This is a genomic window from Paenibacillus enshidis (genome assembly GCF_042136365.1).
Lineage (GTDB): Bacteria > Bacillota > Bacilli > Paenibacillales > Paenibacillaceae > Paenibacillus > Paenibacillus enshidis.
Window position 1 is genome coordinate 259,335 of sequence record NZ_JBHHMI010000002.1, and the last position, 25,370, is coordinate 284,704.

The following is a 25,370-nucleotide window of genomic DNA, read 5'->3' on the forward strand; positions in this document are numbered from 1 at the left end:
ATTTAACTTCCATATTGAGGAGAGATGACATGATCTATCTCGACTATGCCGCATCGGCCCCGATGAGCGATGAAGCCATGCAGGTGTTTCATGAACTGAATCAAGAAGTCTACGGAAATGCCAGCAGCCTGCACGACGCAGGGGGCAAAGCCGAGCATATCCTTAAATATTGCCGCAGACAGCTTGCCGGCCTGATTCATGGGCATGAGGATGGAATTTATTTTACAAGCGGGGGCACGGAATCGAATATACTTGCCCTGCAATCCGTATTAAACGGGTTGCCCGCAGCACGACGGCATTTTGTTACCACCTCAGTGGAGCATTCATCGATCCGCAATCTGGTATTTTTGCTGCAGAGTCAGGGATGGGGTATTTCCGTCATGCAGCCGGACAGCAGTGGACGGATCACCCCTGAACTTCTGCTCAGCCATGTAAGGGAAGACACAGGGCTCGTCTCCATACAGCACGCCAATTCGGAAACCGGCATCATTCAGGACCTGCAGGAGCTGTCACCGATTCTAAAAAAGCGCAATATCCTCCTTCATACCGATGCGGTTCAAACCTTTGGCAAAATACCTGTTCATGCGGATGAACTGGGCTTTGATGTGCTTACAGTGTCCAGCCACAAGGTTTACGGCCCGAAAGGTGTAGGCGCGGTATATATTCGTCCTGGAGTCGAATGGAAGCCCCTCTACCCCGGAACCACGCACGAAAAAGGCTTCAGGCCGGGCACGGTCAACGTTCCGGGCATCGGCGCCTTTGTAACAGCCGCTGCTGCTATGACCGGGCAAATGACAGAGCTTGCGCAGCATTTCCGGAAATTAAAATCACATCTTTTCATGGAAGGGCAGCGGCTTGGCATTCCACTGAAGCCTGTTGTAGATGAAGCCCGCGCGCAGGTGCTGCCTCACATTGCAGGCTGCTATTTTCTGAAAGCCGAAGGGCAGTATATAATGTTAGAATGCAACCGCAACGGAATATGCATATCCACCGGAAGCGCATGCGCCGCAGGACAGCAGGAGCCCTCCCCTTCCGTCAAGGCTTTGGGGGCATCGGACCAGGAGGCTTTGCGTTTCATACGCATCTCGTTCGGGCAGCATACGACCCTGCAGGAAATTGACACACTCCTGAACACCCTGCATCAAACGGCGATCAGCAAGCTGTAGCCTGTTAAAGGAGGAATTAAAATAGATGAACGGAGAAATGAAGCTAAACGGTACGGAGCGAAGAGAGAAGCTGCTGCAATGGCTGAAGCAGCATTCCCCGCTGACAGGCAGCGAGCTGGCCCGGAGGGCATCCGTGTCGCGCCAAGTTATTGTGCAGGACATCACGCTGCTTAAGGCCAGGAATGAACCGATTATGGCGACAAGTCAGGGTTATATGTATCTGGCTAAGCCGGAGGCGGCGGACAGGCCTGTTGAACGGATTGTCGCTGTGCAGCACGGCCCCGAGCGGACTGAGGAGGAGTTGCAGCTTATTGTGGATTACGGAGTCACGGTAAAGGACGTCATTGTCGAGCACCCGGTTTACGGTGAGATTACAGCTCCCATTCTCGCTTCCACCCGCCAGGACGTTCATGAATTCATTCTGCGCATCACTTCCACGAACGCATCGTATTTGTCGGAGCTGACCGGCGGCATTCATCTTCATACGCTGACTGCACCGGATCAGGAACGAATTGAACAGGCAGTCCAGGCCCTGGAACGTGCCGGTTTTCTGCTAACAGACTAACAAAAAATGGACACCGCGTTCCGCCTTCAACGGATAGCTGTCCCATAAGCAGCTTTCTTGTAAATCAATACCGGACTGGATCAGAGAATTATCCTGGCCCAGTCCGGTTATTTTTTCGTCTACTTCGTGTTCTCCTGCTTACTTGGCCGGTATGGTTCTCATCGGCTACTCCTTGCCGGGTCTCGGCTGACCGTCGACATAGACGGATGTCCCGCGCGTCCTTGCCCAATCGGCTATCCGGGAAGGATCACCCGTCCAGAGACGCTCGCGCCCCCATTGATTTGTCTCCGGACGGCTCTCGCATTTGATCCGGATCACCGGGAACAATTCGGTCGGACGTTCCCGCGGCAGCCCCTCGATCCAGAGCACGTCGCCGTCCTGCCGAAACATGAGCTCCTGTCCCGTCGTCAGCAGTGTCACACGGGTCACGGGCGTAACGAGATCCGCCAACCGCAGTCCAGGCCTTCCATCCCAGAACCGGATAATGAGATACAGATGATTGCCTTTCATCGTCTGCCGTCCATACGTGATGAACTCGGTCAGGTTGCCGCCGTCCGAGCCGTAGATCGCCTCACCGTGAACCTCCAGCCATTGTCCGATCTTGAGCGCTCGTTCCACGAATACCGGCGGCAGAAGTCCGTCCGGCTGCGGCCCGACGTTAAGCAGCAGATTCCCGCCTGCCCTGCCGCCTTTTTCAGCGCACTCGCACAGCATGTCGAGCAGGACGTCGGCCGGACGCCATCGTTCACCGTTCGTATACCCCCACAGCCGCCATGTCGTCACCTGGCTAGATTCCCAGAGCCGTTTCCGGTCCGGAACGATGACATGCTCCGGCGAACCAAAGTCGCCAAGCACCTCGGAATCTCCCGATCCGCCGCCTCCGTCCGCATGCAGCTTCTCCTCCTCGGCCAGCCCGAGACGATTGTTGACCAGAATATCCGGCTGAATCGACTTCATCCGCTCGACCAGCTTCATGCTGTCCAGGTCTTCGGCAGTTCTCGGCCACACACCGTCAAAAAAGAAATGGTCGATGCGCCCGTATTTCGTGACCAATTCCTCCACCTGGGCGTGCAAGTACCGCTTTATGTCCTCCCAGCCTTGCGGATCCTTTTCCGGGCCGTCGAAATAAGCCGGAATTCGCCAATCGATCCAGGAATAATATAAGCCGACCCGAAGACCCTCAGCCCGGAACGCGTCGGTGAACTCCCGCACCAGATCCCTGCCGGGCGCCTGCTTCGCGCTCGAGTAGTCCGTCGTGGCCGTATCCCATAAGCAATATCCATCATGATGCCGTGTCGTTAAGCAAGCATATTTCATGCCCGCCTTGCGGGCCGTGTAAGCCCACAGCTCGGCGTCAAAAAACTCCGGGTTCCACTTGCAGGCCTTGCTCGCATATTCGGACTGGTCCAAACGCTCCCGGAACAGCACCTGTTCGCCGCGCCCGTATTGGGCATATGGCCCAAAATGAATGAACATGCCGTATCGGCTTTCCCCAAACCATTTCCAGCCTTCCCGAATGGCTGGAAATGGCTCCTGAATGGTCATTTTCAATGTCCTCCTTGACCGGCTCTCCACTCATCGAATTGCCGTTTATATTCCGCCACAACCTCGTCGAGACCGGCTGCTTTCATGGCGGCGAGCATGTTATCATAGCCGTCCTCGTATTTCACGACACCTTGCATGACCGGATAGACGCTTGTCTTCAACTCGGCGATGCAGTTGGCGTATTGGGAAGCGACGTTTGTCGGGTCAAAGGTGAAGCCGATCGCAATGCTGTTCACGGCATCGTCGGCAACCGTCGTGCGGCGCTCCAGCCGTGCCGGGTCGATGTTCGTCGGATACCGGTTCATCTCGACATGGCCGAGCAGCCAGTACGGCAGCTCATAAGCCGGGGAGCCGTTCTCGTTCTTGGCGAGATAGTCTTTGGTGTTCTTGCCGGTATCCTCCCAATGCACATCCTTCACGCCGTTCTGCACGAGATCCATGTTCTCCTGGCTGCTGTACACCCAATTCAAAAATTGAATGGCAGCTTCCGGATGCGGAGAGGTAGCAGATACCCCGTTGGAATTCCGGATCGCATAGGCTCTGAACTTCGGCTGCTCAGCCAAATAGTAAATGTCCAGCTTGGCGTCCGGGAACGTCTGCATAATAGCGTCGCTTAAGCCGACATCCCCCGGACGGTACAGATAACGTCCGGCCAGTTCCTCCTGGTTGATGACTTCCGTCGGCGTCGTCAGCAAATCGCTCATGATCAACCCGCGCTGATAGGCCTCGTTCATGTACTGCACATCTTTTTTGAACTCCCCGGTTTCAAGCCAGGACTTCACATTCCCCTGCTGGTCAATGTAAATCATGTTGTCGGCCACGGTAAACGGATAGGTGTCGTACGTCGTATGCAGGAAGTAGGCAGGCTCCTCCAACATTTTGATATACACGTTCTTGTTCTCCTGCGGCCAGTTCTTCTGTAGCGTCTCCGCCGCATCCAGCAGCTCCTCCGGCGATGTCGGAGGCTTCAGACCGTTCTTTTCGAGCAGATCCGTCCGTATGGTGAACATGCCGTCATTGTAAGCGGTATCCGCCCAAAAGTTGGGCACGTAGCTGATCTTGCCGTTGATTTTCGCAGATTCCCAGATCCAGTCCGGCATAGATTTTTTCAACTCGCTGCCATACTGATTCAGCAAATCGTCGATCGGAATGATCCCGCCGTTGCCGGCAAGCACCGTCGGTCCTTTCACATCGTGCATGATCGCGATCAGCTCGAATTCTTCCCCCGTCGACATCATGAGGTTCGTCTTCTGATCCCATGCGTCCCAGGCAATGTACGTCGGCTCGTACGTAAGGTTTAGACCGTCAGCCGCAAGCTTTTCGTTAATCGCCTTGACCACCGTGTCCAAATCCTGCGGTGCGTTGCCCGGAAGCAAATACCGGACCGGCAGCTTGTCCCCGCCGCCGTTCTCCCCGTTTGCCGAGCCGTTCTCTCCCCCGGCATCACCTGCACCGGAGCAGCCAGTGATCACGGAAACGATGAAGAGCGCGGTTAACCATCGCGCTAGCGCTTTCCTTTTTTTCATGCCTGTTCCCCCTGACTTGAAGTAGTATTGTCCTGCGGTTGCGGTACGATTTCTATCTTAAGAAGACATTGAGAACGGCGCATACTTCAAAATGATGGATTCCGCCATTTTAAAACGCTTGAAGTGCGTATCACTGCGCTTCTTTCTTCTCCATTGCATGCTGGCTTCGGAACTGAGCCGGCGATATCTGATAATGTTTTTTGAACAGCGTATAGAAATAGGTCGTATTCAAGATGCCCACCTGCTCACTGATCGATTGCACCGGCTGCTCCGTGCTCGCAAGCAGCTCTCTCGCTTTTTCCAGGCGGACGGCGTTCAGGTAATCATTGAACGACAGCTCGCAGTGCGCTTTGAACAGTTTGCCGACATAGCTGCGGGACAGCTTGACCTCGCCCGCCACTTGCTCAAGCGACATATCCGGCCGTGCGTAATGCTTGCGCACATACATCTGAATGAAATCCACGACCTCGGCATGCCGTACCGCGCCCGCTTCCTCGGACAGGCTGCAGAGCCGCAGGGCGAGCTCTTTCAAGGCATCCGCCGTTTCCTGAAGCGTCTGAAAGCGGGTAATCCGCCGTGTGAAGCCAAGGAAGAGCTCCGCGCTCTCCCGGTTTTTCACGGTATGGACATTAAGCTGCTTGTACAACCCGCCGATGAACTGATTGATGAAGAACATCACTTCGTGGTATGTGTAATCCCGCATTTCCTTAATCCACAGCTCGATTTCTTTCTCCAGCTTATCCCGCTGCTGCAGCTTGATCGCCTCGATGATGCGTTTCTCCCGCTTGTCCGGATACTGCGCGTCGGACCGCTCCTTTCCCGTGGCGGCTACCGGGTCGCAGTGGAACAGCCTGCCCTTGCCTTCGAAAAACCGCTGGCGGAAGCAGGACTGAGCGTAATCGAACGATTCGCGCAGCTCGTCGTACGTCTGTGCGGCCGTCCCGATGCCGACGGTGACAGACACGCGCAGCGTGCGCAGAATCTCGCCCTGCAGCTCCTCCAGCATGCCGACTACACCAATAGGAAGCCGGTTCTGCTTGATGGGCAGGATAATCGCCACGATGCCTTCACCGACCGCGGCCACGCTTGCTCCCTCCGGTTCCAGCATTTGCTGTACCGCCCGGGCGACGGTGGCGCAGGAATACGACTGTACTTCCTCATTCTCGCCCCCAGGCAAGCCATCTGGGCTATCGAGGAGCAGGGCAGCGGCCAGGAAATACGGCCCCCTGCCGTCCCCGGCCAGACGGCGGAATGCCATCTCATCGCCGCCGGTCAGCAGCTGCTGCACATGGGCCTGGCGGGCGACGGAAGCCTCGGATTCCATCGACCGCATCCTCTCCGTCATTTCCGCGTAGGTCGTAACCAGTATGGCGAATTCATTGATTTGCCGCCGGCTCCCCTTCATTTTCGGAATAGCGCTTATTTTCTCCAGCAGATGGCGGATCGGGTTGTACGCATGGTGTGTCAGCCAGATCGACAGGAAGATGCTGACGGCGAAACAGACCAGAGCGAGAACCAGGGCGGTCGTACGCAAAGCCTGCATGTTAAACAGCAGATTTTGATATTGGCTTACGCTGATAAACGTCCAGTTCATATCTCTGGACTTGACGTAGGTGACGACGCTCTTGCGGCCGTCAATGGAGCGAGTGAAATAGCCACTCTCTGTAGGGGATGAAAGAATGGATTGCACATAGGACTCGTGCGAGACGTCCTCCATAAAGCGGGCCCGGTCCGAATGGGTGATGATCGTTCCGCTGTCGTCAATAACGTACAGGGAATCCGCCGTTTCGTTCCGGTACCCTCCAATAAGCTCCTGGATGGTGACAGTGCTCATGTTGATCACGATGGCGCCTTTGGAGCTGAGCGGCGAATAATAGCTCGGAAGGAGGACAAAGGTGAGAACGTCCTCGGTTGGATTTGGAGAATTGGCGGCCGAAATCCGGCGCGGAAAGAGGTGGAAGTAGGAGGTATTCTTGCTGTTGATCTCCTCCAGCAGCTCCTTCTCCTGATCTTTGGTAATGCCCTTCGTGTTGAGATACGTGTTATTCGAGCCGTTATAAATGCCGATCGAATGGATGAACGGATAGGTCGACTGAATTCGGTTAAGGGTGCCAAACACCCCGTACTGCCTGACAGGATCACTCCCTTTGTCCAACAATGCGCCCACGATCTCCTTGTCGCTGAGCAGAAGGTTGCCCACATTATAGACCTGGTCGCGGATCACGCTGGACACAGCGCTGTTCTGCTTCAGCATCGACTCGGAAATTTTCCCTACCTCTTTCGCGGTGCTCCAGGAGAACATCATGAACAGGACGACAGTTACGAGGGCAATCATGGCTGCCGTAAGCAAAACAAAACTGAGAAACATGTTGCGGTACACCGCATAACGGAACAATCGCTGCCGGATCATATTCTCCCTCCTTGCCATTTGGTCATCATCTTGAAGCATCAGCTTCGATCTGCATTCAACCAAAATCGCTGTCGTTAAATGACATATATATGTTATATATATGTCATTTTAACGACGTTATCTCGCCATCGGATACGCCGGGATCAGATCTGCATTTTATTTCATATTACATTTGCAGCGGCCATTCATCAATATGAAAACGCATTCTTATTTTTCGAAGCCTTTCTTCCAACCATTGGAACCACTAGCTAAAAACCTTATAGAACCGGTATTTTTCCGCCATTTTTCATCCTGGTAGCGCTGTCCTGAATACTAAAATTTGAAGTTTTCGCCCTTTTTTAAAGTCCCCCTTCCCGCCTTCCAATCCGTACAAACCCCATTTTCATAGTTTACGGGCCACGGCAACTCTTTTTACACTCAAAACAGAACTGCTAACGCCTGCAGCCCCTATCATTGATGAAAGGATGTGCCCCCATGAAAAAAAGCCGCTCCAGCTTTCTGCGTGAAATCCGCTCGAACGGTTCCGCGTACCTGCTTATCGTACCGGCTGCCATCTATACGCTAGTCTTCGGCTACTTCACGCTCCCGTACATGCTCATTGCGTTTCAGAAATTCAACTTCAAGACCGGGCTTTTCAACTCGGACTGGGTCGGCTTTGACAATTTCAGGTTCTTCTTCTCGTCGCCCCGGGCGTGGGAGGTCACCTTCAATACGCTGAAGCTCAACTTCTTGTTCATTATCGTCGGCACGCTGGCCGCCATGGCGCTGGCCATTCTGTTCAACGAGCTGCGCAGCCGCTGGTTTTCGCGAGTGACCCAATCCACGATCCTGTTCCCGCATTTTTTGTCCTGGGTCATCGTCAGCTACATCATTTACAGCCTGCTGTCGACCGACTACGGCATCCTGAACCGGATTCTGGCGTTCTTCCATATCGATCCCGTCAACTGGTATGCCTCGCCGCAATATTGGACCTGGATTCTTACGATCTCCGCGGTCTGGAAGGACCTAGGCATGAACCTTGTCATCTATCTGGCTGCCATTACGGGCATCGACGATAGCTATTACGAAGCAGGACGGATCGACGGTGCCACCCGCTGGCAGCTCATCCGGCACATCACGATTCCGCTCATGCTGCCGACCGTGTCTATTCTGACCCTGCTGGCGCTCGGCAAAATCATGTATGGCAGCTTCGATATGATCTATGCCGTCGTGAGAGACAACGGCCTCCTGTATCCGACCGTTGACGTTATTGACACGTATGTGTTCCGTTCCCTCCGCACGATCGGCAACCCGGCGCAGGCGATGGCTGTCGGCTTGTACCAGTCCGTGGTCGGCTTTATGCTCGTATGGAGCAGCAACAAAATCGTGAAAAAGGTAAATCCGGACCATGCGTTGTTCTAACACAAGCAGAAACTGTCCTGAAAGGAGCGAAACCTGATGACGTCCAGACCCAAATGGTTCGACACCGTGAACGCCCTCCTGATCGGCAGCATCTCCATTCTGTGCATTCTGCCGATGCTGCTGGTGCTCATGGTGTCCTTTACCGATGAGGCCAGCATTAAACAGCACGGCTACCAGCTGTTTCCGAGCGAGCTGTCGCTTGATGCCTACAAGCTGCTTCTCTTCGGCAACACGCCGCTGTACCAGAGCTATATGATCTCGATCTTCGTGACTGTGATCGGCACGATCCTGGCCGTTACCATTACGTCCATGGCCGGCTACACGCTGGCCGCCAGGCATATCCGTTACCGCAACGGGCTCGGATTGTTCTTTTTCATCACCATGGTGTTCAACACGGGGCTCGTGCCTTGGTACCTGATCAACCTTAATCTCGGATTGAACAACACGATCTGGGCCTTGATCATTCCATCACTGCTGTTCAACCCGTTCAACCTGTTTCTCGTGCGCAACTACATGTCCCAAATTCCGGCGTCGCTCACGGAGGCCGCGAAGATCGACGGCGCCAGCGATTTCTATATTGCGTTCCGGATCTTCTTCCCCCTGAGCATGCCCGTCCTTGCCACGATCACGCTGTTCTATGGCATTGCCTACTGGAACAACTGGTTTAATGCCATCATGCTAGTCGACAACGAGAAGCTGTATCCCCTTCAATACCTGCTGTTTAAGCTGAACTCCGAGATCAGCATGATCCAGCAAATGCAAAGCAGCGGCGCTATTCACGGCGCCCAGACGCTGCCGCAGGAGTCGGTGAAGATGGCTACGGCCATTCTGACCATCGGTCCGGTGGTGCTGTTCTATCCGTTCCTGCAGCGGTATTTCATCAAGGGCCTGCTCATAGGTTCGCTGAAGGAATAGGGTGGTATTGCAAACTGCTGTACATCCACCTGCGGGAAGGCGGCTTGCTGCGGAGAGGCCCTTTCATTGGTGCAACTGCAAGCATTGTGATATAATCCGGTTCATCACAAGAAAAAATATACCGGAGGCCTTATGCTAACGTTTGAGCAAAAAATCAGCATTCTTGAATCCTTCCCCGAGCTGGAACGGAAGGACGTCTCTCTGGGACGGGTCAACTTCCACTATGAGAGCAGCGTCTTTGATAAAAAAACGGTCGTCCACCATCTGCATCCCAACGGAAATGGGTATGTATATGCAGGGCTTCTGCCGGAATATGAGACGGATGCCAAAGGGCTCGTGAATATCCGCGATTTCGCGACCGAGGAGCTGAAAGCAATCGTACAGGCTTCGATTCACTCGCTCTCGGGACAGAATCGCCCGGAACCGGGGGCTGCTGAATACACGCCCACCTCAAGCACAGCTGGGCAAACCTCTGTTTGGACAGATTCGGAGGGGCATACATTGAAGCTGATGCAGGAAGACGATATGTGGTATATTTACGCGGGCGAAAGCCTCGAAATGGTGTTCGAAGCACGCGATGAAGCCGAAGAGTATTTGCGGGAGGAAGGTTTCTCTCCTTCCTGAGCAGCTGCAAAAGCCGGAGATCACATGGAATCTGATCTTCCGGCTTTTTCTGCAATCTGGCCAATCGTCAAGTTCGCTCCGTACTTCCTGAAGTTTCCGCCGCAACCGAGAGCTTTGCCGCCTCAGTCCGTGTGTCCTCAACAAATGTCTTGCAGGCAGCCATTTCCTGCTCGCCCGCATGTTCCATAATAATGTGGACCTCCGGCTTATACTGCTGCAGAAGGCTCATGTACAACGGGTAATTCATGTCTCCCAGGCCCGGCGACACAGTGATAACCCGTCCTTCCTCCGTGAGCTTGCGGTCCTTGGCATGGCAGGCGATAATGCGCGTGCCCAGCAGGTCAAACGCTTCCCGGATGACCTCATCCTGTCTGCCTATGTTCCCCTCATGGAGCAAATTGCCGGGATCCAGCACCACCCCGATATGGGAGGAAGGCACCTGCATGAGAAGCTCATTCAGTTCCTGGGCGGTTCCGACGAGATGTCCGTTTGCTGCCTCCAGGCCGATAAACACGCCCCACTTTTCCGCCTCTTCCGCCAGCTCCAGGACCGTCTCGCGCAAAATAATCCGGTCCAGCTCGTTATATTTCCTGTCCGGATGGGTTCCCGTCTCCGCCGCCACCATCGGCGCTCCAAACAGCCGCGCATACCGAATCAGCTCTTTAAACCGCTCCTTGTTCTCCCGCAACACCACGGGATCGTGATGGAAAAAATGCAGATAGCAGCCAAGTACGGATACCGTCACACCGTGCTTGCGGAATTCCTCGGCCATGGCCATAACCAGCCCCGGACTAAGCCGGCCGGGCTTCGTAAAATCCGCGTCACTGACCGCTTTCCACAAGGCCAGTTGAATATGGGTGAAGCCTGCATTCCCGATTTTGGCGGCCAGTTCCCGATAAGGCAGGCTGCCGAATAAATGAGCCAATACACCAACAGACATGCTCTTCATCTCCTCTTAGGAATTTTATAACTTCCTCAACTAACTTAAGTTTAACGCTAAAAAAGTCTTTATTGTTGATTACGCTTACAAAAGTCTGATTTTTGTTGGTTTTCTGCTATTTTTTCATTGCAAATCGGCCATGGAATGATAAGATAAGCATATGATTCGCATATATATTATTGATAAATATTTTTATTAAATTAGTTGCTGCTGCTGCGAATTATTTTGCAATCGTTTTCTCAATTCATTTTAGGTCACATGAAAAGGAGATGGGAGCTTTGAGCAAGCTTATTATTAACGCAGACATTAACAAAGGAACGATCAACCGCAACTTGTATAGCCATTTTGCCGAGCATCTCGGACGCTGCATTTATGAAGGGATCTGGGTCGGCCATGACTCCCCCATTGCGCATACGGAGGGCATGCGCAATGACGTGATCGAAGCGCTGCGTGCCCTGCAAATCCCTGTTCTGCGCTGGCCAGGGGGCTGCTTTGCCGACGCGTATCTGTGGAAGGACGGCGTAGGACCGTATGAGCAGCGTAAAAAAGTCGTGAATGTCCATTGGGGCGGTGTTGTGGAAAACAATCATTTCGGCACACATGAATTTCTGCGCTTTTGCGAGCTCATTGGCACGGAGCCATATATCGCAGGCAATGTCGGCAGCGGTACCGTCCGTGAAATGGCCGAATGGGTGGAATACATAACCTTCGAAGGTGAATCGCCCATGACGGAATGGCGTGAAGCAAATGGCCGCGAAAAACCGTGGTCCCTGAAATACTTCGGCATCGGCAATGAGAACTGGGGCTGCGGGGGCAACATGCGGCCGAAGTATTATTCCGACCTGTACCGCCACTACTCTTCTTACGTTCGCAATTATGGAGCCAATAAAATATACAAAATTGCATGCGGACCTAACACCGCCGATTATAACTGGACCGAGGTGCTCATGCGCGAAGCCGGCGACTTGATGGACGGTCTCAGCCTGCATTATTATACGACCCAGACAGGCGAATGGGGCAACAAAGGCCCTTCTACCGGCTTTGATGAACAGCTATGGTTCCAAACGTTCAAGCAGACCGTCTATATGGATGAGTTAATCGAACGGCATGATGCGATTATGTCCAAATACGATCCGGAGAAAAGAGTCGCCCTCATCGTGGATGAATGGGGAACCTGGTATGACGTCGAGCCAGGCACCAACCCCGGCTTCCTGTACCAGCAGAACACCTTGCGCGATGCACTGGTGGCGGCGGTGAACCTGAACATATTCCACAAGCACAACGACAGGGTGCAGATGGCGAACATCGCCCAATTGGTCAATGTGCTGCAGGCCGTCATTCTGACTGAAGGCAGCCGGATGCTCCTGACCCCAACCTATCATATTTTCGATATGTTCAAGGTTCATCAAGACGCAGTGCGGGTGGATCTAGCGCTGGATTCGCCGCGCTATGAGATGAACGGCGAGTCCATTGAGCAGATCAGCGCCTCAGCCTCAGTCGACACCGAGGGTACGATGCATATTTCCCTCTGCAATCTGCACCATGCGGATTCCGCTGAGCTGCGCTGTGAACTGCGCGGAACAGAGGCCGCTGTCGTTTCGGGCCGAATACTGCAAGCCTCCGCTCTGGACGCCCATAATACCTTCGATGAGCCTGAACAGGTTACCCCAGCTGAATTCCGTGACTTCCGGCAGGAAGCTGGCAGCTGGTTCATCAAGCTGCCTGCCGCCTCTGTCGTCGTGCTGAGTGTCAAATAGGAGGAGGTTGCGAGCATGTCCAACATGTCCGCACCGTCGCAGAGCAGCTTCTGCAAATGCTGCACCGCAACGGTTCATATTTCGGAGGAGGAAGTCCGGCAGCTGTTTGGCAGCGTTGCCCGCATCCGTTCCCTTAACCTGGCAACGGAGGAGGAATACGGACGAAGGATGCAGGCCTGCCGGGCGTGCGAAGCCTTTCAATTCGGCACCACCTGCCGCTGGTGCGGCTGCCTGATGGAGATCAAGGCCAAGCTCCAGGCCTCCACCTGCCCCTCCCCCGCGGGAAGCCGCTGGTAAGAAAATACAGACCGCATGCGAAGTTTTTCTTGCGATATCAGGAAGCTTATCCAGGAAGTCAATACTTTGTGACATCTTAAAGCAAAGTAAAGCCTGCACGGCACCACGCCGGGCAGGCTTCCTTTTTAGCAGTTCAGCTCTTTAATCGCCACTCTGCGCCCGCTTTTGGCGCTCTCCAGCGCGCCGAGCACCATCGCCATGCTTAAACGGTTATCCCTGCTGTCCGTTTCCGCCGGCCGCCCCTCTTCCAGAGCTTGAAACATTTCATCCAGACAACCGTGATGAAAATTTTCCGGCAGCTGAAAGCCGCTTACATCCCCATCCTTGCGGACATAACGGTTCATGAACTGTCCTCCAGCCCATTCTCTTCCCCTCCCGTTTATGCTCTATCACAAGCATGAGTATAACAGGAGATGAAGACGTTAAGCTGATTTTAAGGCAACCGACATTTTTCATTAAGGTTGTACATATATAATCACAATAACAAATGTTTCCCGGGGGAGGGCTTAGGATGACGGACAGAGTGTATACTTCGTTGTGGATGACCCAATTTTTGAGAGGTACGGAACAGGAAATGAAACTGCGGATCCAGGAAGCCGTGCGGAATCATGATATGGAATTGATCACCAGTATCGCTTTTCATCTTTCACTGCGCAATCAGCAGCATTTACTATAATTTGCAAGACCGCGTAAACGGGAGCCCAATACAGTGGTCTCCCGTTTCACCTTTATCCATGAGCTACATATGCTGAATAGGCAAGGGATTTGGAAGACAAGCAATTCGGCGCCCTTTTTTGCTTGACCTGTCTTGAACCCGAACTTTTTTCTAATCAAACCCTTATAATAAGAGCATAACGAACGTTAGCGGAGGCAAATCATGGACCAGACTGAAGACAGCACGGCTCAGGAAAATTTCAAGGACATATCCATCATATTGATTACGAGCATATTGTTTTTTCTGATTTTTGTCGCCCCGCAAACTTCTCAATAGACTCCGGTACACACGGCTCCCGCGGCAACCGATTCAGTCCCCTTCCATAAGGAAAATACTTCACCGGCTTCAGATAGAAATAAACAAATAAAGGAGGCGAACGGAATGGTCATTTCTACCCGTAGCATTAATCTTGTTATAGTTATTATTATCGCTTTAGCACTGGTTTTCGGAATACCGTCACCGGGACCTGCGGAAATTGTTATCCCGGGATGATCACAGAGCTTACGTGGGGGAAACAGCGATGGCCAATATGAAAAAGTGCAGAAACAATAAAAACTCAAATAGTAATAACGCAAATAATAACTCGAATAATAAAAACAATCCCCCCCTTATTTCCCAATTAACCCCACAGCAAATAGCAGTGATTGCAGGTTTGCTTTGTAATGCATTAACGGTGGATTCTGTTCTTGTCGATAAAGATCAGCGTCTGGAAATTGTACTAAGCGGCTCTTTAAAGAGACGAACCAGACTGGATCAGCTTTTGGATGAATTAGAAGGCACCACGCTGCTCGAATTTTTGGATGCTTTAAATAAACGATAATGCCTTCTATATGTTTGTCATCTTTATTCATTCAGCGCAGTAATCAGAGCTTTGAGATTCTCCTGCATTACAGTGATAAAATCACGATTATTCTTGATTTCATCCTCAGTCAGCCCTTCCAACGGATTCAGTACAGCGGCCTTGGCACTAATCTCGGAAGCAATGGTCTCGGCTACTTTCGGATCAACCAGTGTTTCGAAGAAAATCGTTTTCACCTGATGCTCCTTAGCAAATTGCACAATCTGTGCCATCTGGTCCGGAGAAGGCTCCTGTTCGGGCGAAAGGCCGGAGATCGGCACCTGGGTCAGGCCATACTCTGTGGCAAGGTAAGCAAATGCGGCGTGCTGGGTGACAAATTCTTTGCTTTTTACGCCCGCAAGACCGTCACGGTAAGCCTGATCCAGCTCCTTAAGCTTGGAGATATAGGCGTCCGCATTGGCTTCATAATCGGCCTGATTGACAGGGTCCGCCTTGATCAGCGCCGCCTTGATGGCCTCTACTTCCTTCTGGGCCAGCACAGGACTCAGCCATACATGGGGGTCCAGCGCGTAGTCATGGGAATGGCCTTCTTCCTCATGATCGTGTTCCCCACCTTCCTCAGCATGCTCTACCTCCGTTCCTTCCGTTAGATCTATACCGCTGGAGGCTTCCACTGCAATACGCTGATCGTTATTCGTGCTGGCCAGCGCATCTTCCACCCAGGTCTCCACAATACCGTTGTATACAAAGACATCCGCATCCTGAATCTGTGCCATGTCCTTGGCGCTTGGCTCCCAATCATGAGGCTCCGTGCCGGCAGGCACCAGGGCTGTTACATTGGCATGATCCCCGGCCACTTGTCTGCTGAACTCGTACATCGGGTAAATTGTCGTTACAATATTCAGCTTGCCGCCGTCCGCTTCCGTCTCTGCACGATTTCCGGAACCGGAGGTCGCGCTGTCCGCCCCGGAGCCGCAGCCTGCCAAGACAAGCGCCAATCCCGCACTAACCATCCATGTTTTTGCAAACCTCTTGTTCAAAACTTTCTCTCCCATCTTATGATTCTATCGTGGCGGAGCAGCTACCTTCATTGCTCAGGCACGTCTTTAGTGAAATTTGTAACCTGTTCATGAATTCTGGCCTGATCTTCTGGATTGCCGGCCGATTTGAGCTTGGCCAGCTTCAGAACCAGCCGTTTGATGCCCGTTCCCAGAATCAACAGCAGCAGCAGGGCGAAGGCAATCGTGCCTCCAGGCGGTGTGCTGAATTCATAGGAGGCGGTCAGGCCAGTGAAAACGCCAATCAGGCCGATCCCCATCGCCAGAAAGATGGCTGTCGTGAAGCTGGGAGCGATCCGTATAGCCAGTGCCGCCGGCAGCACGATCAGCGATGAGACGAGCAGTACACCAACGATTGGCATGGCAGCCGCGACGACCATCCCGGTCAGGATGCTGAAGCCAAACGAAATCCAGTTAACTGGCAAGCCGTTCGTTTTCGCTGTTTCTTCATCAAACGTAATCTGATACAGCGGACGTCTGAAAAGAATAAAGAATACCGCAGCTACAGCGGCTACAAAAAACATCAATTTAAGCTCCGTTGCATTAACCGCCACGACCGAACCGAACAAATAAGACGTAAAGCTTTTGTTGACACTCTGATTGAGGCTCATCAGAATAACAGCCGTTGAAAGCCCGCCTACCATAATGATGGCGACGGATATTTCACTGTAGGTTTTATAGGAGCGTCGTACATATTCCACGATGATCGCCCCCAGAACCGCAACCGCAAAACCGCTCAAGGTCGGATTCAGCTTCAAATAGGCTCCGGCTGCCACACCGGCCAGCGAGACGTGGGACAGCATATCCGCCATCAACGCCTGTCTGCGCAGCATCAGGTAGACACCTAGCACCGATGCCAGTAGCGCAATTATCCCACCGGCGTAAAATGCCCGCTGCATGAAGTCGTAGTGCAGCATTTCCATCCGCCCTCCTCCTTTCTTTGCAGCTCGATGATGCGGTCCAGGTAACCCTGTACCTCCGAAAGTCCGTGAGTCACCATAACGACGGTTCTGCCGTGCGCCTTTACCTGGTGATGCATCAATTCATAAAAGCCCTGGCGGCTTTGCTGGTCCATACCGGTAGTCGGCTCATCCAGAATGAGCAGATCCGGCTCCTGGGCGAGTGCCCGCGCAATACAGATACGCTGCTTCTGCCCTCCGGACAGCTCACCGATTCTCCGGTATCTCAGGCCCCACATGCCAACCTGCCGCAAGGCCTTCTCCGTCTGCTTATGATCTTCTTCCGTCATTCTGCGCAGCCAGGAGCCCTTCGTATATCTGCCCGAACGGACGAACTCCAGAACCGTGCTGGGAAATCCTCCATTAAAGGCCGCGATCTGCTGTGACACATATCCGATCACAAGCTTCTTGCCCTCAGCATTGAGCGGAGAGCGAAACACCTTGCCCTTCCAGGGCTGCAGCAGCCCGAGCAGCAGCTTCAGCAGCGTCGACTTGGACGCCCCGTTCGGTCCGGTGATGGCGACAAACTCGCCCGCATAAATTTCAACACTCGCATCCTCAAGTCCCGGAACATCGTTATAACCAAACACGACATTCTGTAATGATGCCAAAAGCATACAAATTCGCTTCCTTTCCAGCCAATCAATATTCCTGTAAATATTACGATCTATGTTGAAAAAAATAATACTTTCTGCTTAAATGTAATTTTTACGTACGAATCAGTTTAACACCCGCTTACACACCGCGTCAACCTATTTAAAATCCCGCAAAAAAGAAGCCGGGCAGCACAGCTTCTTTACGGCTTCACGTTGTGAATCTGGCATTCTTCACAGACACCGTACACCTCAAACCTGTGGTTCATAATCTTGAAGGAACCCGGCAGGTGAAGAGACTGCTCCATGGGGCAGTAATCAAAGGTAAGCGTCTTTTCACAGTTAACGCAAATCAGATGGTGATGATGGTGTTCTGTGCAGCTCGCACGGAATTTCAAACCGCCATCCATAAAATAAAACTGTTCCAGGGCGCCCATCTCGCTCAATAAGCGCAGATTGCGGTACACGGTATCAAAGCTTACGTTTGGATAGTTGACCGTCATTTGATCATAGACATCCTTGGGTGACAAATAACCATCCGCCTTGGCAAATATTTCGGCAAGCTTCTTCCGCTGCTCGGTGATGCGCCAGCCGTGCTGTGACATGATATGAATCATATCCTTAACCATGGCTTCATGGCTCTGTTTATGCTCGTGCTCTGTCATGGCATATCGTCCTTTCCCTAATGCAGAAGCTGTACAGTGCCAGCTTCTGCAACTTATGACGATACTTATTTTAACAGTAATTATTACTTTTTGCTATCCTTTCTCTTCCGGCAGCCACGGGAGAGGATTGTCGAAGGAAGCCCAATTCATGGCCATTTCTTCTTCATTTAACAAGCAGGCATCCAGATGCTGTTCAATGGCTTCACGGTCCATACCGATCCCGATCATCACAAATTCGTTCAATCGGTCCCCCCATTTGTCATCCCATGCGAGCCTTGCCTCAGGATAGCTGTGAAAAACCTCTTCCTGCTCCTCACGCGAAAATGCTGCCAGCCAGGCTCCGGCTGGCCCGAATTGAATGGAGGGTCCGGCCTGGCTGAAGCTGGCTGCCCAGTCCTGCTCGACCGCAATCCACATCTGGCCCTTGGCTCGTACAATCTCTGCGGGCCATTTGCCGAGATAATCGGCCAAACGTCCCGGATGAAACGCTCTTCTTCGGCGGTACACAAACGAACTGATGCCGTATTCATCCGTTTCAGGAGTATGGCTGTCCTTGTTGAGCTCCTGAATCCAGCCAGGGGACAGGCTGGCCCGTTCAAAATCAAACAGTCCTGTATTCAGAATCTCGGAGGGCTCAACCTGACCTTTGAGGGTACGAATGATTTTGGCTGTCGGCTGAAGCTTCCGCATCATTTCTTCCAGTTTGTTCAGCTCCTCCTCTTCCACCAGATCACATTTGTTAAGAAGCAGTACGTCACAGGTTTCAATCTGGTCCATCAGCAAATCAACGACATCTCTTGTATCTTCGGCACCAGCAGCTTCACCTCGTTCCAAAAGGCTTTCCCCTGACGCAAAATCATGCCAGAACCGGTATGCATCAACCACCGTAACCATACAATCCAGCCTGACTGCAGCAGACAAACTGATGTTCAAACTTTCATCCGCATATGTAAAAGTTTGGGCAACCGGCACCGGTTCAGATATCCCGGTCGATTCAATCAGGATGTAATCAAAATCTCCTTCCTGCACAAGCTTGTTTACTTCCAGCAGCAAATCCTCGCGCAGCGTACAGCAAATACAGCCGTTGGACAGCTCCACCAGCTTTTCTTCGGTACGAGACAAATTCGCTTCCCCTTTAACCAGGCGGGCGTCGATGTTTAGTTCACTCATATCATTCACGATGACCGCCACCTTCATGCCTTCCCGGTTGTTCAGAACATGATTTAATACCGTTGTTTTCCCTGAGCCCAAATAGCCGCTTAAAACGGTGACAGGCACTCTTTTGTGATCCATAATCACTGCTCCTTTTTTAAATTGTAATTATTACGATTAATATAAACACCCTTACTCTGTTTGTCAACCGTTTGACGAGGGGGGGATAAGTCCAATTGCTCTCATATAGGACAACATACAGGCACCGGGTGGATATAATCCATAGAATATTCCGTTACTTAATAAACAACCAAGAGAATAACGACTCAACACCGGAGGTGACTCATATGTCAAAAGCGGCAGTCCGCAAAAGCGACGTCCGCAAGCTTGTGGGCAAGCAAGTGTATGCCCTGAGAAAGGACGGAAGCATCGTACAAGGCAAGCTTGTGCGAATCAGCGGCAATAAACTCTATGTAGCCAATATGAATAAAAAAGTGAAAACCTCTGCAATCCTGCCTCTCGTGCTTTTTGACCTCCTTGCTATCGGCACCGCCCCATATGCCTATGGCGGGTATGGCGGATATGGTGGCGGGTATGGCGGGTATGCCCCATACGGCTACGGAAACCAGGTTCCTTACGGCTATGGCTATCCAGGATACTTCTGGTAATAAGACTTTAGATAAGAAAGGAGCGAAAACTCATGGGCGTTGGGTATAGCGGACTCTTCACTTCCACAGGCGCCATTCTGGTTCTGTTCATTCTGTTGGTAATCATCACTCGTTCTGTATGGTATTAACGTGGAGCATCCGTCAATTACGAAAAAAAGTCCCGGCAACCGGGGCTTTTTTGGAGTGCAAGCTGAGATCAGTATTCTTCAAATCCTTCAAGCAAGGGGCCGCCATACGGTTCCAGCCATTGGAGACCGAGCGTTATGAGCTGCTCCATGGAGTCATTCCTGTACAATTCCTCAAGGGCCGCCTCAAGGGCTGCTCCCTTCTCTGCATCGAATCCTCTCAGGTTGCGGATTAAATGCTTTCCTTCCCCGATCCATTGATTGTTCGCTCTAAGCATCAGTTTGCACAGCGCTTCGCTCAGTCTGCTCACCACAAACCAGGTTTCACAGAGCTGCACGCTTCCTTTCAAATCCTGAATATGTTCCGTAATTTCATATCTGGCCTGATCCAGCTCGTAATCCCCCCAGGGCATGGGTCCGTAATCCAGATCAGCACATGCTTCCTCAAGGATATCAAGCCCATCGTCAACGGCACGGATGACCTCTCCCTCCGCTATGATCCGTTGCAGCGTGGGATTTCCACCGTGGATCCCCGCGTCAAATAGCTCACGGTAGGACGATGAATTCAGCATAAACAGCTCCGTAATCCAACCGAAAGTTGTAACGGTTCTCCGAAAAGGAAGCTCCTGGCTGTCGTCATAGATGACAATATCCAAATCGGAGTAAGGCGTAGCCTGATCCCTTATCACACTGCCCCCCAGCACAGCAAGCGAGCAGTTGGGGAAATCCTGCTGGATCAGACATTTGGCCGCCTCAAGCGCTTCTTTCCGCATCGTTATCACCTCCACCTCGTACATGCTATCAATACTCTACTGGCCCATTTACGCTCAGTATATTCAGTAGCCCCTGCTCGTTTTCATGGCCACTTCAATGCAACAAATAGACCCCCGGAGCACCGGGAGCCTCTCCAAAATACAAGGTTGCTTTTAACTAAATTCAGATAAAGAATGTACGGGAGATGATTACAAGCAGGATAAACAGTACCAGAATTACGCCAGTGGAAGTGAAAAAAGGATAACAAGCTCCTCTTGTGCAGCTCATTGGATCACCTCCTTTGCAGAATGCTGCACAATTTTCTTCATTTGGGGCCACCTGCTCCAGAAATACTTCACAACATACTATATGACCCACGGGCATTTAACGCATGGATGAATGTCCAGCCAGCCCGCAATATTTATGTTCTGCCGTGCCCAAATGTCAAAAAACGAAAAGAATAACGATCAGCAGCAAAAACAAGACGAGTATCACTAAATTTTGCCGGGAAAACGTCTGCTGCCGCTCCATCCGCCCATTCGCCTGATCCATGTGCTCCCCTCCAGTCCAATTTATTTTTTGTACATTCAAAAACAGTATATTCATCCATATGGAAAAAGCCTCCGTCCAGACGGGTATTCTGTTCTGAGGCGGACAAGCATACAATGTCTTCAAGATCGATTGCAAAGGAGACGGAAGATGCCAAAAACCATGCTCTTTAAACTGCTGCCCCTGTTCCTGTCCTCTGCCTTTGCCATTCCCGTCATTGTCATTTTTAGCCCGCATTGGCTGTTATTGCTCAAATCCAGTGCGCTTCAGCATATGAAAACCATCTTTATGGGCCTTTTTCTGGAAGCTCTTCCTTTTATGCTGGCCGGTGTACTGCTGTCCTCGCTGGTGCTGCTGTTTGTATCTGAGGAATGGGTGCGCCGGTTGATGCCCTCCAATCCATTTGTAGGCGTTCTGTTTGCTGTCCTGCTCGGCATTCTGCTTCCGATTTGCGAATGCGGGCTTATTCCGGTCGTACGCCGGCTGATGCGGAAAGGGATGCCTGCGCATATTGCTATCACTTTCATTCTGAGCGGACCGATCATTAACCCCATTGTGTTGGCCGCCACGGTGATGGCTTTTCCGGATCAGCCCGGTATTGTCGCGGCCCGGTTTGGGCTTGCCTGCGCCGTAGCGGTGATCACAGGGCTTCTTGTGTGCTTTTTTGTCAAAAGTGACCCGCTTAAGCGCTCCTTGCAGCATCGTTCGGCTCATGGGCATGAGGCGTCCAATCATCGTCATCAACGAACATGGACTAGCTTTTTTGTCCACACAGGGGATGAACTGATCGATATGGGAAAATACCTGATCATCGGCTGTCTGCTGACGGCGGCCATTCAGTCCTTCATCCACCGTGACGACTTGCTGGCTATGGGCAGCGGGCCGCTGCTTTCTTATGGGTTTATGATGGGCTTCGCCTATGTACTTTCGCTCTGTTCGACTTCAGATGCCTTTGTCGCCTCGGCGTTTGTCCACTCCTTTGCAGTTGGACCGCTTGTTTCCTTTCTGGTGCTTGGCCCCATGCTCGACTTTAAGGGTACGCTGATGATGCTGAGCACGTTCCGTCTCCGGTTTGTCATCGGGATTGGAGCGCTTATCATTCTGCTTGTGTTCGCAGGCTCCGTCACTGTGAACGGTATTGTTCAATCATAAGGAGGCGAGCAGTTGATGAATCCTTCCTTCTCCATACGAATGCATTATTTGCTGCGCTCACTGCTGCTGTCCGGTCTGGCCGTCTACATCATGCATCTCAACCACACGGATGCGCTCAAATATTATCTTGCTCCACATATGCAGCTTCTGCTGCTGTGCTGCCCTGTTCCTCTGCTGTTCATCGCCCTTGGGCTGGGAATCCATGCAGCTGCCGGCCGAGCCGGGGAGCTCTGCGATTGTGGGCATGCCCTTCCGGATACTTTAATCAAAAAAATCTTCGTTTACGGCCTTTTTGTTCTGCCTCTTCTACTCGGCACCTTGCTGCCGGACAAATCCCTGGGCAGCGAAATGGCCGCGAGGAAGGGCATGTCCTACTCACTTCCCGGTCAGGAGATTCGCCGAAAGGAAAAGGCTGACTCCTCCCAGGCTCTGCGGCAAGAAGCGACAATGGAGAACGAACAAGAAACGGTCTTGAGATCGCTGGACGAAAGATTTATGCCACCAGATGAATACAATACGGAGTTTGCCGAGCTTGCCAAACGTATGTATCTGCAGCCGAAAATCATCGTCCATGAGAAAATATTTTCAGAGACGATAGGGGCCCTCGATTTATATAAGCATGAGTTTGAGGGGAAGCCGATATCCATTACAGGTTTTGTGTATAGAGACAAGGAAATGGGGAATGGCATGATCTTTGCTATCGGACGATTCCTGGTCATGTGCTGCCCTGCAGATGCCACCCCGTTCGGCATCATGGTTGAGGCGGAGCATGCACCAAAGCTGGCCAAGGATTCCTGGGTCAAAGTGGAAGGAATACTGCGTGTGGCGACAGATGAAGATGTGGAGAGACTGGAGATCCGCGCAGCCAAAATTACACCTGCAGTTGAACCCGAATCGCCTTATATTTACACACAGGCAGACGCCTTGAGCATATTTGACCGGTTGTAGCCATCCATCCCGACTAAATAACAAACGCGCCTTCCAATGGAAAGCGCGTCTTTCATAAAAGCCAGACTAAGCGTACTACTATGACCGTCCGCCTGTGCGAAATTTTTGTGTATATGCCTTCACATCTTCCGCATTCCTCACCCGATTGCGGCTCCATTCCAGCAAAATACGATCGATGTAGCGAAAATGGACCTTGCCTGCAAACACAGACTCCTTCAATGCCATTAGAATCAGATCCTCGGAATACTGGTCCTGATCCACCCAGCCTGAGATCGTTTCAAGCTCCATCGGAGACAGCGGCCTGCCGAATTCCCGCTCAAAGATGGTAAACAGGTTCCGCTTGCCTTCCAGAGCATAACCCAATGAAAACAGATCCTCGTCCTGCTCTGCGCTAACCGCCGGGCGCCGCTCAGCAGCCAGATGTTCCGCCAGCTTGCGGTAAAGGCCTGTGAACTGGTAACGCTCATACTGCACATCCGACTGCTCATAGGAGCCGGATTCAATGCTGATCCAGCCTTCCTGCATCAGCTTTTGCAGCATTTTACCCAGCGCTTCCGCAGACAGGCCCATTCGTTCCATCAACTGGTCCAGTGTCGGAAATTCATTATGCTCCGCCTGCCTGAACGCCAGCAGTTGGATTAGCAGCATTACTTCCGCATCCGACAATTGCAGGTTGCGGTAATGCCGCAGCAGAACGTAGGGAATTTGCACAACACCGGCTTCCAGCGCGAAGGCGGCCCCTTCCGCCCAGTGCCCCGCCTCATTACGGAACCGATTGTTCATCGGTTAAGGGTAGAGACGGTACAGCATACGCGGGAACGGAATCGTCTCGCGGACATGGTCCAGGCCGCAAATCCAGGCGACGGTGCGTTCCAGGCCGAGGCCGAAGCCGGAATGAGGAACCGTGCCGTAGGTGCGCAGATCCATGTACCACTGATAAGCTTCTTTAGCCAGATTATGTTCGGCAAAGCGCTGTTCCATTAATGCTGGATCGTCAATCCGCTGCGAGCCGCCGATAATCTCCCCGTATCCTTCCGGCGCGATCATATCCGCGCACAGCACAACCTCCGGGCGGTTAGGGTCGGGCTTCATATAAAACGCCTTGATGCTTGCCGGATAGTGGGTGATGAATACCGGTTTGTCGTATCTTTCCGCAATGGCCGTTTCATGAGGCGCCCCGAAATCTTCCCCCCACGGAATATCGAAGCCTTGGCCTTGCAGGAATTCGATAGCTTCATCATAAGTGATGCGCGGGAACTCGCCTATGATGTTCTCCAGCTTGGAGATGTCTCTTCCGATCGTCTCCAGCTCCTTGCGACAGTTCTCCAGTACGGATTGCACGACATAGCTTACAAACTGCTCCTGGATGCGCAGACTCTCTTCCAGGTCCACAAACGCCATCTCCGGCTCAATCATCCAGAATTCGATCAGGTGGCGGCGCGTCTTGGACTTCTCGGCTCTGAAGGTTGGGCCGAAGGAATACACCTTGCCCAAGGCCATGGCGGCGGCTTCCATGTAGAGTTGACCGCTTTGTGTCAGGAACGCGTCCTCGTCAAAATATTTGATATGGAACAGCTCTGTCGTGCCTTCAGCAGAGGACGGAGTCAGAATCGGCGGATCCACCTTGGTGAAGCCGTTGCTGTCGAAGAACTGTTGCACCGCACGGATGATCTGCGCACGGATCAGCAAAATCGCACGCTGCTTCGGAGCGCGCAGCCACAGATGACGATGGTCCATCAGAAAATCCACGCCATGCTCCTTCGGCGTGATCGGATAGTTTTCTGTCAGATGGATGATCTCAACACCTGTGACAGTCAGCTCGTAACCAGACTGGCTGCGCGGTTCTTCGCGGACCACACCTGTCACATACAGGGAGCTTTCCTGTGTCAGGCTTTTCGCGTCATCCCATACCTGCTCCGGTACTTCGCTTTTCACGACAACGCCTTGAATGTAGCCGCTTCCGTCACGAAGCTGCAGGAACTGTATTTTACCACTGGAACGTTTGTTATGGACCCAGGCGCCAATGGTAACCGTCTGCTCCACATGGCGGCCGACCTCGGAAATCGTACATTTTATAGCCACATATAT

The 25,370-nt window shown here is 52.3% G+C and carries 28 protein-coding genes; 13 read left to right on the forward strand and 15 right to left on the reverse strand.

The annotated features are described in order from the left end of the window. Positions 1-29 precede the first annotated feature (29 nt). Together ACE41H_RS03740 and ACE41H_RS03745 are read left to right on the forward strand one after the other, a co-directional pair. On the forward strand, positions 30-1,166 hold the full coding sequence (locus ACE41H_RS03740; RefSeq protein ID WP_375353450.1) for an IscS subfamily cysteine desulfurase: 1,137 nt from the start codon (positions 30-32) through the stop codon (positions 1,164-1,166). Positions 1,167-1,191: 25 nt separating this feature from the next. Further along, entirely contained in the window at positions 1,192-1,731 is a 540-nt protein-coding gene (locus tag ACE41H_RS03745) for a transcription repressor NadR (protein ID WP_375353451.1), read from the forward strand. Between the two features lie 165 nt (positions 1,732-1,896). Here ACE41H_RS03745 and ACE41H_RS03750 read toward each other — a convergent pair whose 3' ends face one another. From ACE41H_RS03750 to ACE41H_RS03760, 3 genes are all read right to left on the reverse strand, one after another. Beyond that, positions 1,897-3,276, reverse strand: coding sequence for an alpha-L-fucosidase (locus ACE41H_RS03750; RefSeq protein WP_375353452.1), 1,380 nt, complete (start codon positions 3,274-3,276; stop codon positions 1,897-1,899). Positions 3,277-3,278: 2 nt separating this feature from the next. Beyond that, entirely contained in the window at positions 3,279-4,802 is a 1,524-nt protein-coding gene (locus tag ACE41H_RS03755; RefSeq protein WP_375353453.1) for an extracellular solute-binding protein, read from the reverse strand. A 130-nt stretch (positions 4,803-4,932) separates the two neighbouring features. Then, entirely contained in the window at positions 4,933-7,212 is a 2,280-nt protein-coding gene (locus ACE41H_RS03760; protein WP_375353454.1) for a helix-turn-helix domain-containing protein, read from the reverse strand. 474 nt (positions 7,213-7,686) lie between these two features. Between ACE41H_RS03760 and ACE41H_RS03765 the strand changes: the two genes are divergently transcribed. The 3 genes from ACE41H_RS03765 (at position 7,687) to ACE41H_RS03775 (ending at position 10,152) form a co-directional block, all read left to right on the forward strand. Beyond that, the gene (locus tag ACE41H_RS03765; RefSeq protein WP_375353455.1) at positions 7,687-8,613 is read left to right on the forward strand and encodes an ABC transporter permease; all 927 of its coding nucleotides are present in this window, start codon (positions 7,687-7,689) and stop codon (positions 8,611-8,613) included. 36 nt (positions 8,614-8,649) lie between these two features. Continuing rightward, positions 8,650-9,528 (forward strand): carbohydrate ABC transporter permease, encoded by an 879-nt coding sequence (locus ACE41H_RS03770; protein ID WP_375353456.1) that lies wholly within the window; start codon positions 8,650-8,652, stop codon positions 9,526-9,528. A gap of 132 nt (positions 9,529-9,660) precedes the next feature. Continuing rightward, positions 9,661-10,152 carry a hypothetical protein gene (locus ACE41H_RS03775; RefSeq protein WP_375353457.1) on the forward strand — a complete coding sequence of 164 codons (492 nt, stop codon included), beginning with the start codon at positions 9,661-9,663 and terminating at the stop codon, positions 10,150-10,152. Positions 10,153-10,219: 67 nt separating this feature from the next. Here the strand turns inward: ACE41H_RS03775 and ACE41H_RS03780 are convergent, their stop codons facing one another. Continuing rightward, on the reverse strand, positions 10,220-11,092 hold the full coding sequence (locus tag ACE41H_RS03780; protein ID WP_375353458.1) for a sugar phosphate isomerase/epimerase family protein: 873 nt from the start codon (positions 11,090-11,092) through the stop codon (positions 10,220-10,222). Between the two features lie 269 nt (positions 11,093-11,361). Between ACE41H_RS03780 and ACE41H_RS03785 the strand changes: the two genes are divergently transcribed. Together ACE41H_RS03785 and ACE41H_RS03790 are read left to right on the forward strand one after the other, a co-directional pair. Further along, on the forward strand, positions 11,362-12,849 hold the full coding sequence (locus tag ACE41H_RS03785; RefSeq protein ID WP_375353459.1) for an alpha-N-arabinofuranosidase: 1,488 nt from the start codon (positions 11,362-11,364) through the stop codon (positions 12,847-12,849). A 15-nt stretch (positions 12,850-12,864) separates the two neighbouring features. Further along, positions 12,865-13,146: a DUF6171 family protein gene (locus ACE41H_RS03790; RefSeq protein ID WP_375353460.1), complete on the forward strand. Its 282-nt coding sequence runs from the start codon at positions 12,865-12,867 to the stop codon at positions 13,144-13,146. Between the two features lie 125 nt (positions 13,147-13,271). On the opposite strand, the gene ACE41H_RS03795 is transcribed toward ACE41H_RS03790, so the two are convergent. Further along, positions 13,272-13,490: a hypothetical protein gene (locus tag ACE41H_RS03795; protein WP_375353461.1), complete on the reverse strand. Its 219-nt coding sequence runs from the start codon at positions 13,488-13,490 to the stop codon at positions 13,272-13,274. A gap of 167 nt (positions 13,491-13,657) precedes the next feature. On the opposite strand from ACE41H_RS03795, the gene ACE41H_RS03800 reads away from it, so the two are divergent. Both ACE41H_RS03800 and ACE41H_RS03805 read left to right on the forward strand, forming a co-directional pair. Further along, entirely contained in the window at positions 13,658-13,822 is a 165-nt protein-coding gene (locus tag ACE41H_RS03800; protein WP_375353462.1) for a hypothetical protein, read from the forward strand. 559 nt (positions 13,823-14,381) lie between these two features. Then, positions 14,382-14,681: a hypothetical protein gene (locus ACE41H_RS03805; RefSeq protein ID WP_375353463.1), complete on the forward strand. Its 300-nt coding sequence runs from the start codon at positions 14,382-14,384 to the stop codon at positions 14,679-14,681. 23 nt (positions 14,682-14,704) lie between these two features. Here the strand turns inward: ACE41H_RS03805 and ACE41H_RS03810 are convergent, their stop codons facing one another. The 5 genes from ACE41H_RS03810 to ACE41H_RS03830 form a co-directional block, all read right to left on the reverse strand. After that, entirely contained in the window at positions 14,705-15,700 is a 996-nt protein-coding gene (locus ACE41H_RS03810; RefSeq protein ID WP_375353464.1) for a metal ABC transporter substrate-binding protein, read from the reverse strand. Positions 15,701-15,747: 47 nt separating this feature from the next. Further along, on the reverse strand, positions 15,748-16,641 hold the full coding sequence (locus ACE41H_RS03815) for a metal ABC transporter permease (RefSeq protein ID WP_375353465.1): 894 nt from the start codon (positions 16,639-16,641) through the stop codon (positions 15,748-15,750). Then, positions 16,587-17,294 carry a metal ABC transporter ATP-binding protein gene (locus tag ACE41H_RS03820; protein ID WP_375353466.1) on the reverse strand — a complete coding sequence of 236 codons (708 nt, stop codon included), beginning with the start codon at positions 17,292-17,294 and terminating at the stop codon, positions 16,587-16,589. Before ACE41H_RS03820 ends, ACE41H_RS03815 begins: the two co-directional genes overlap by 55 nt. A 179-nt stretch (positions 17,295-17,473) precedes the next feature. After that, positions 17,474-17,935 carry a Fur family transcriptional regulator gene (locus ACE41H_RS03825; RefSeq protein ID WP_375353467.1) on the reverse strand — a complete coding sequence of 154 codons (462 nt, stop codon included), beginning with the start codon at positions 17,933-17,935 and terminating at the stop codon, positions 17,474-17,476. A gap of 93 nt (positions 17,936-18,028) precedes the next feature. After that, positions 18,029-19,228 (reverse strand): GTP-binding protein, encoded by a 1,200-nt coding sequence (locus ACE41H_RS03830; protein WP_375353468.1) that lies wholly within the window; start codon positions 19,226-19,228, stop codon positions 18,029-18,031. 206 nt (positions 19,229-19,434) lie between these two features. Here ACE41H_RS03830 and ACE41H_RS03835 point away from each other — a divergent pair, with 206 nt between their 5' ends. Next, positions 19,435-19,755, forward strand: a complete 321-nt coding sequence (locus ACE41H_RS03835; protein ID WP_375353469.1) for a hypothetical protein — start codon at positions 19,435-19,437, stop codon at positions 19,753-19,755. Between the two features lie 32 nt (positions 19,756-19,787). Continuing rightward, a complete protein-coding gene (locus tag ACE41H_RS03840; protein ID WP_375353470.1) occupies positions 19,788-19,883 on the forward strand; it encodes a YjcZ family sporulation protein in 96 nt (31 codons plus the stop codon). A 68-nt stretch (positions 19,884-19,951) separates the two neighbouring features. Here the strand turns inward: ACE41H_RS03840 and ACE41H_RS03845 are convergent, their stop codons facing one another. From ACE41H_RS03845 to ACE41H_RS03855, 3 genes are all read right to left on the reverse strand, one after another. Then, complete coding sequence (locus ACE41H_RS03845) at positions 19,952-20,653, reverse strand: nucleotidyltransferase domain-containing protein (RefSeq protein WP_375353471.1); 702 nt, start codon at positions 20,651-20,653, stop codon at positions 19,952-19,954. A gap of 163 nt (positions 20,654-20,816) precedes the next feature. Beyond that, positions 20,817-20,921: a YjcZ family sporulation protein gene (locus ACE41H_RS03850; RefSeq protein ID WP_375353472.1), complete on the reverse strand. Its 105-nt coding sequence runs from the start codon at positions 20,919-20,921 to the stop codon at positions 20,817-20,819. A gap of 133 nt (positions 20,922-21,054) precedes the next feature. Beyond that, entirely contained in the window at positions 21,055-21,243 is a 189-nt protein-coding gene (locus tag ACE41H_RS03855; protein ID WP_375353473.1) for a hypothetical protein, read from the reverse strand. An 89-nt stretch (positions 21,244-21,332) separates the two neighbouring features. Between ACE41H_RS03855 and ACE41H_RS03860 the strand changes: the two genes are divergently transcribed. After that, positions 21,333-22,334: a permease gene (locus ACE41H_RS03860; RefSeq protein WP_375353474.1), complete on the forward strand. Its 1,002-nt coding sequence runs from the start codon at positions 21,333-21,335 to the stop codon at positions 22,332-22,334. 15 nt (positions 22,335-22,349) lie between these two features. Further along, entirely contained in the window at positions 22,350-23,282 is a 933-nt protein-coding gene (locus tag ACE41H_RS03865) for a TIGR03943 family putative permease subunit (protein WP_375353606.1), read from the forward strand. Positions 23,283-23,360: 78 nt separating this feature from the next. On the opposite strand, the gene ACE41H_RS03870 is transcribed toward ACE41H_RS03865, so the two are convergent. Both ACE41H_RS03870 and asnS read right to left on the reverse strand, forming a co-directional pair. Next, a complete protein-coding gene (locus ACE41H_RS03870) occupies positions 23,361-24,065 on the reverse strand; it encodes a DnaD domain protein (RefSeq protein WP_375353475.1) in 705 nt (234 codons plus the stop codon). A gap of 3 nt (positions 24,066-24,068) precedes the next feature. Continuing rightward, the gene (asnS, locus tag ACE41H_RS03875) at positions 24,069-25,364 is read right to left on the reverse strand and encodes an asparagine--tRNA ligase (RefSeq protein ID WP_375353476.1); all 1,296 of its coding nucleotides are present in this window, start codon (positions 25,362-25,364) and stop codon (positions 24,069-24,071) included. Positions 25,365-25,370 lie beyond the last annotated feature (6 nt).

Bases quoted from the DNA above. Each gene is read 5' to 3' on its own strand.
- ACE41H_RS03740 (WP_375353450.1), top strand. From the start codon at position 30: ATGATCTATCTCGACTATGCCGCATCGGCCCCGATGAGCGATGAAGCC.
- ACE41H_RS03745 (WP_375353451.1), top strand. From the start codon at position 1,192: ATGAACGGAGAAATGAAGCTAAACGGTACGGAGCGAAGAGAGAAGCTG.
- ACE41H_RS03750 (WP_375353452.1), bottom strand. From the start codon at position 3,276: ATGACCATTCAGGAGCCATTTCCAGCCATTCGGGAAGGCTGGAAATGG.
- ACE41H_RS03755 (WP_375353453.1), bottom strand. From the start codon at position 4,802: ATGAAAAAAAGGAAAGCGCTAGCGCGATGGTTAACCGCGCTCTTCATC.
- ACE41H_RS03760 (WP_375353454.1), bottom strand. From the start codon at position 7,212: ATGATCCGGCAGCGATTGTTCCGTTATGCGGTGTACCGCAACATGTTT.
- ACE41H_RS03765 (WP_375353455.1), top strand. From the start codon at position 7,687: ATGAAAAAAAGCCGCTCCAGCTTTCTGCGTGAAATCCGCTCGAACGGT.
- ACE41H_RS03770 (WP_375353456.1), top strand. From the start codon at position 8,650: ATGACGTCCAGACCCAAATGGTTCGACACCGTGAACGCCCTCCTGATC.
- ACE41H_RS03775 (WP_375353457.1), top strand. From the start codon at position 9,661: ATGCTAACGTTTGAGCAAAAAATCAGCATTCTTGAATCCTTCCCCGAG.
- ACE41H_RS03780 (WP_375353458.1), bottom strand. From the start codon at position 11,092: ATGTCTGTTGGTGTATTGGCTCATTTATTCGGCAGCCTGCCTTATCGG.
- ACE41H_RS03785 (WP_375353459.1), top strand. From the start codon at position 11,362: ATGGGAGCTTTGAGCAAGCTTATTATTAACGCAGACATTAACAAAGGA.
- ACE41H_RS03790 (WP_375353460.1), top strand. From the start codon at position 12,865: ATGTCCAACATGTCCGCACCGTCGCAGAGCAGCTTCTGCAAATGCTGC.
- ACE41H_RS03795 (WP_375353461.1), bottom strand. From the start codon at position 13,490: ATGAACCGTTATGTCCGCAAGGATGGGGATGTAAGCGGCTTTCAGCTG.
- ACE41H_RS03800 (WP_375353462.1), top strand. From the start codon at position 13,658: ATGACGGACAGAGTGTATACTTCGTTGTGGATGACCCAATTTTTGAGA.
- ACE41H_RS03805 (WP_375353463.1), top strand. From the start codon at position 14,382: ATGGCCAATATGAAAAAGTGCAGAAACAATAAAAACTCAAATAGTAAT.
- ACE41H_RS03815 (WP_375353465.1), bottom strand. From the start codon at position 16,641: ATGGAAATGCTGCACTACGACTTCATGCAGCGGGCATTTTACGCCGGT.
- ACE41H_RS03820 (WP_375353466.1), bottom strand. From the start codon at position 17,294: ATGCTTTTGGCATCATTACAGAATGTCGTGTTTGGTTATAACGATGTT.
- ACE41H_RS03825 (WP_375353467.1), bottom strand. From the start codon at position 17,935: ATGACAGAGCACGAGCATAAACAGAGCCATGAAGCCATGGTTAAGGAT.
- ACE41H_RS03830 (WP_375353468.1), bottom strand. From the start codon at position 19,228: ATGGATCACAAAAGAGTGCCTGTCACCGTTTTAAGCGGCTATTTGGGC.
- ACE41H_RS03835 (WP_375353469.1), top strand. From the start codon at position 19,435: ATGTCAAAAGCGGCAGTCCGCAAAAGCGACGTCCGCAAGCTTGTGGGC.
- ACE41H_RS03840 (WP_375353470.1), top strand. From the start codon at position 19,788: ATGGGCGTTGGGTATAGCGGACTCTTCACTTCCACAGGCGCCATTCTG.
- ACE41H_RS03845 (WP_375353471.1), bottom strand. From the start codon at position 20,653: ATGCGGAAAGAAGCGCTTGAGGCGGCCAAATGTCTGATCCAGCAGGAT.
- ACE41H_RS03850 (WP_375353472.1), bottom strand. From the start codon at position 20,921: ATGAGCTGCACAAGAGGAGCTTGTTATCCTTTTTTCACTTCCACTGGC.
- ACE41H_RS03855 (WP_375353473.1), bottom strand. From the start codon at position 21,243: ATGGATGAATATACTGTTTTTGAATGTACAAAAAATAAATTGGACTGG.
- ACE41H_RS03860 (WP_375353474.1), top strand. From the start codon at position 21,333: ATGCCAAAAACCATGCTCTTTAAACTGCTGCCCCTGTTCCTGTCCTCT.
- ACE41H_RS03865 (WP_375353606.1), top strand. From the start codon at position 22,350: ATGAATCCTTCCTTCTCCATACGAATGCATTATTTGCTGCGCTCACTG.
- ACE41H_RS03870 (WP_375353475.1), bottom strand. From the start codon at position 24,065: ATGAACAATCGGTTCCGTAATGAGGCGGGGCACTGGGCGGAAGGGGCC.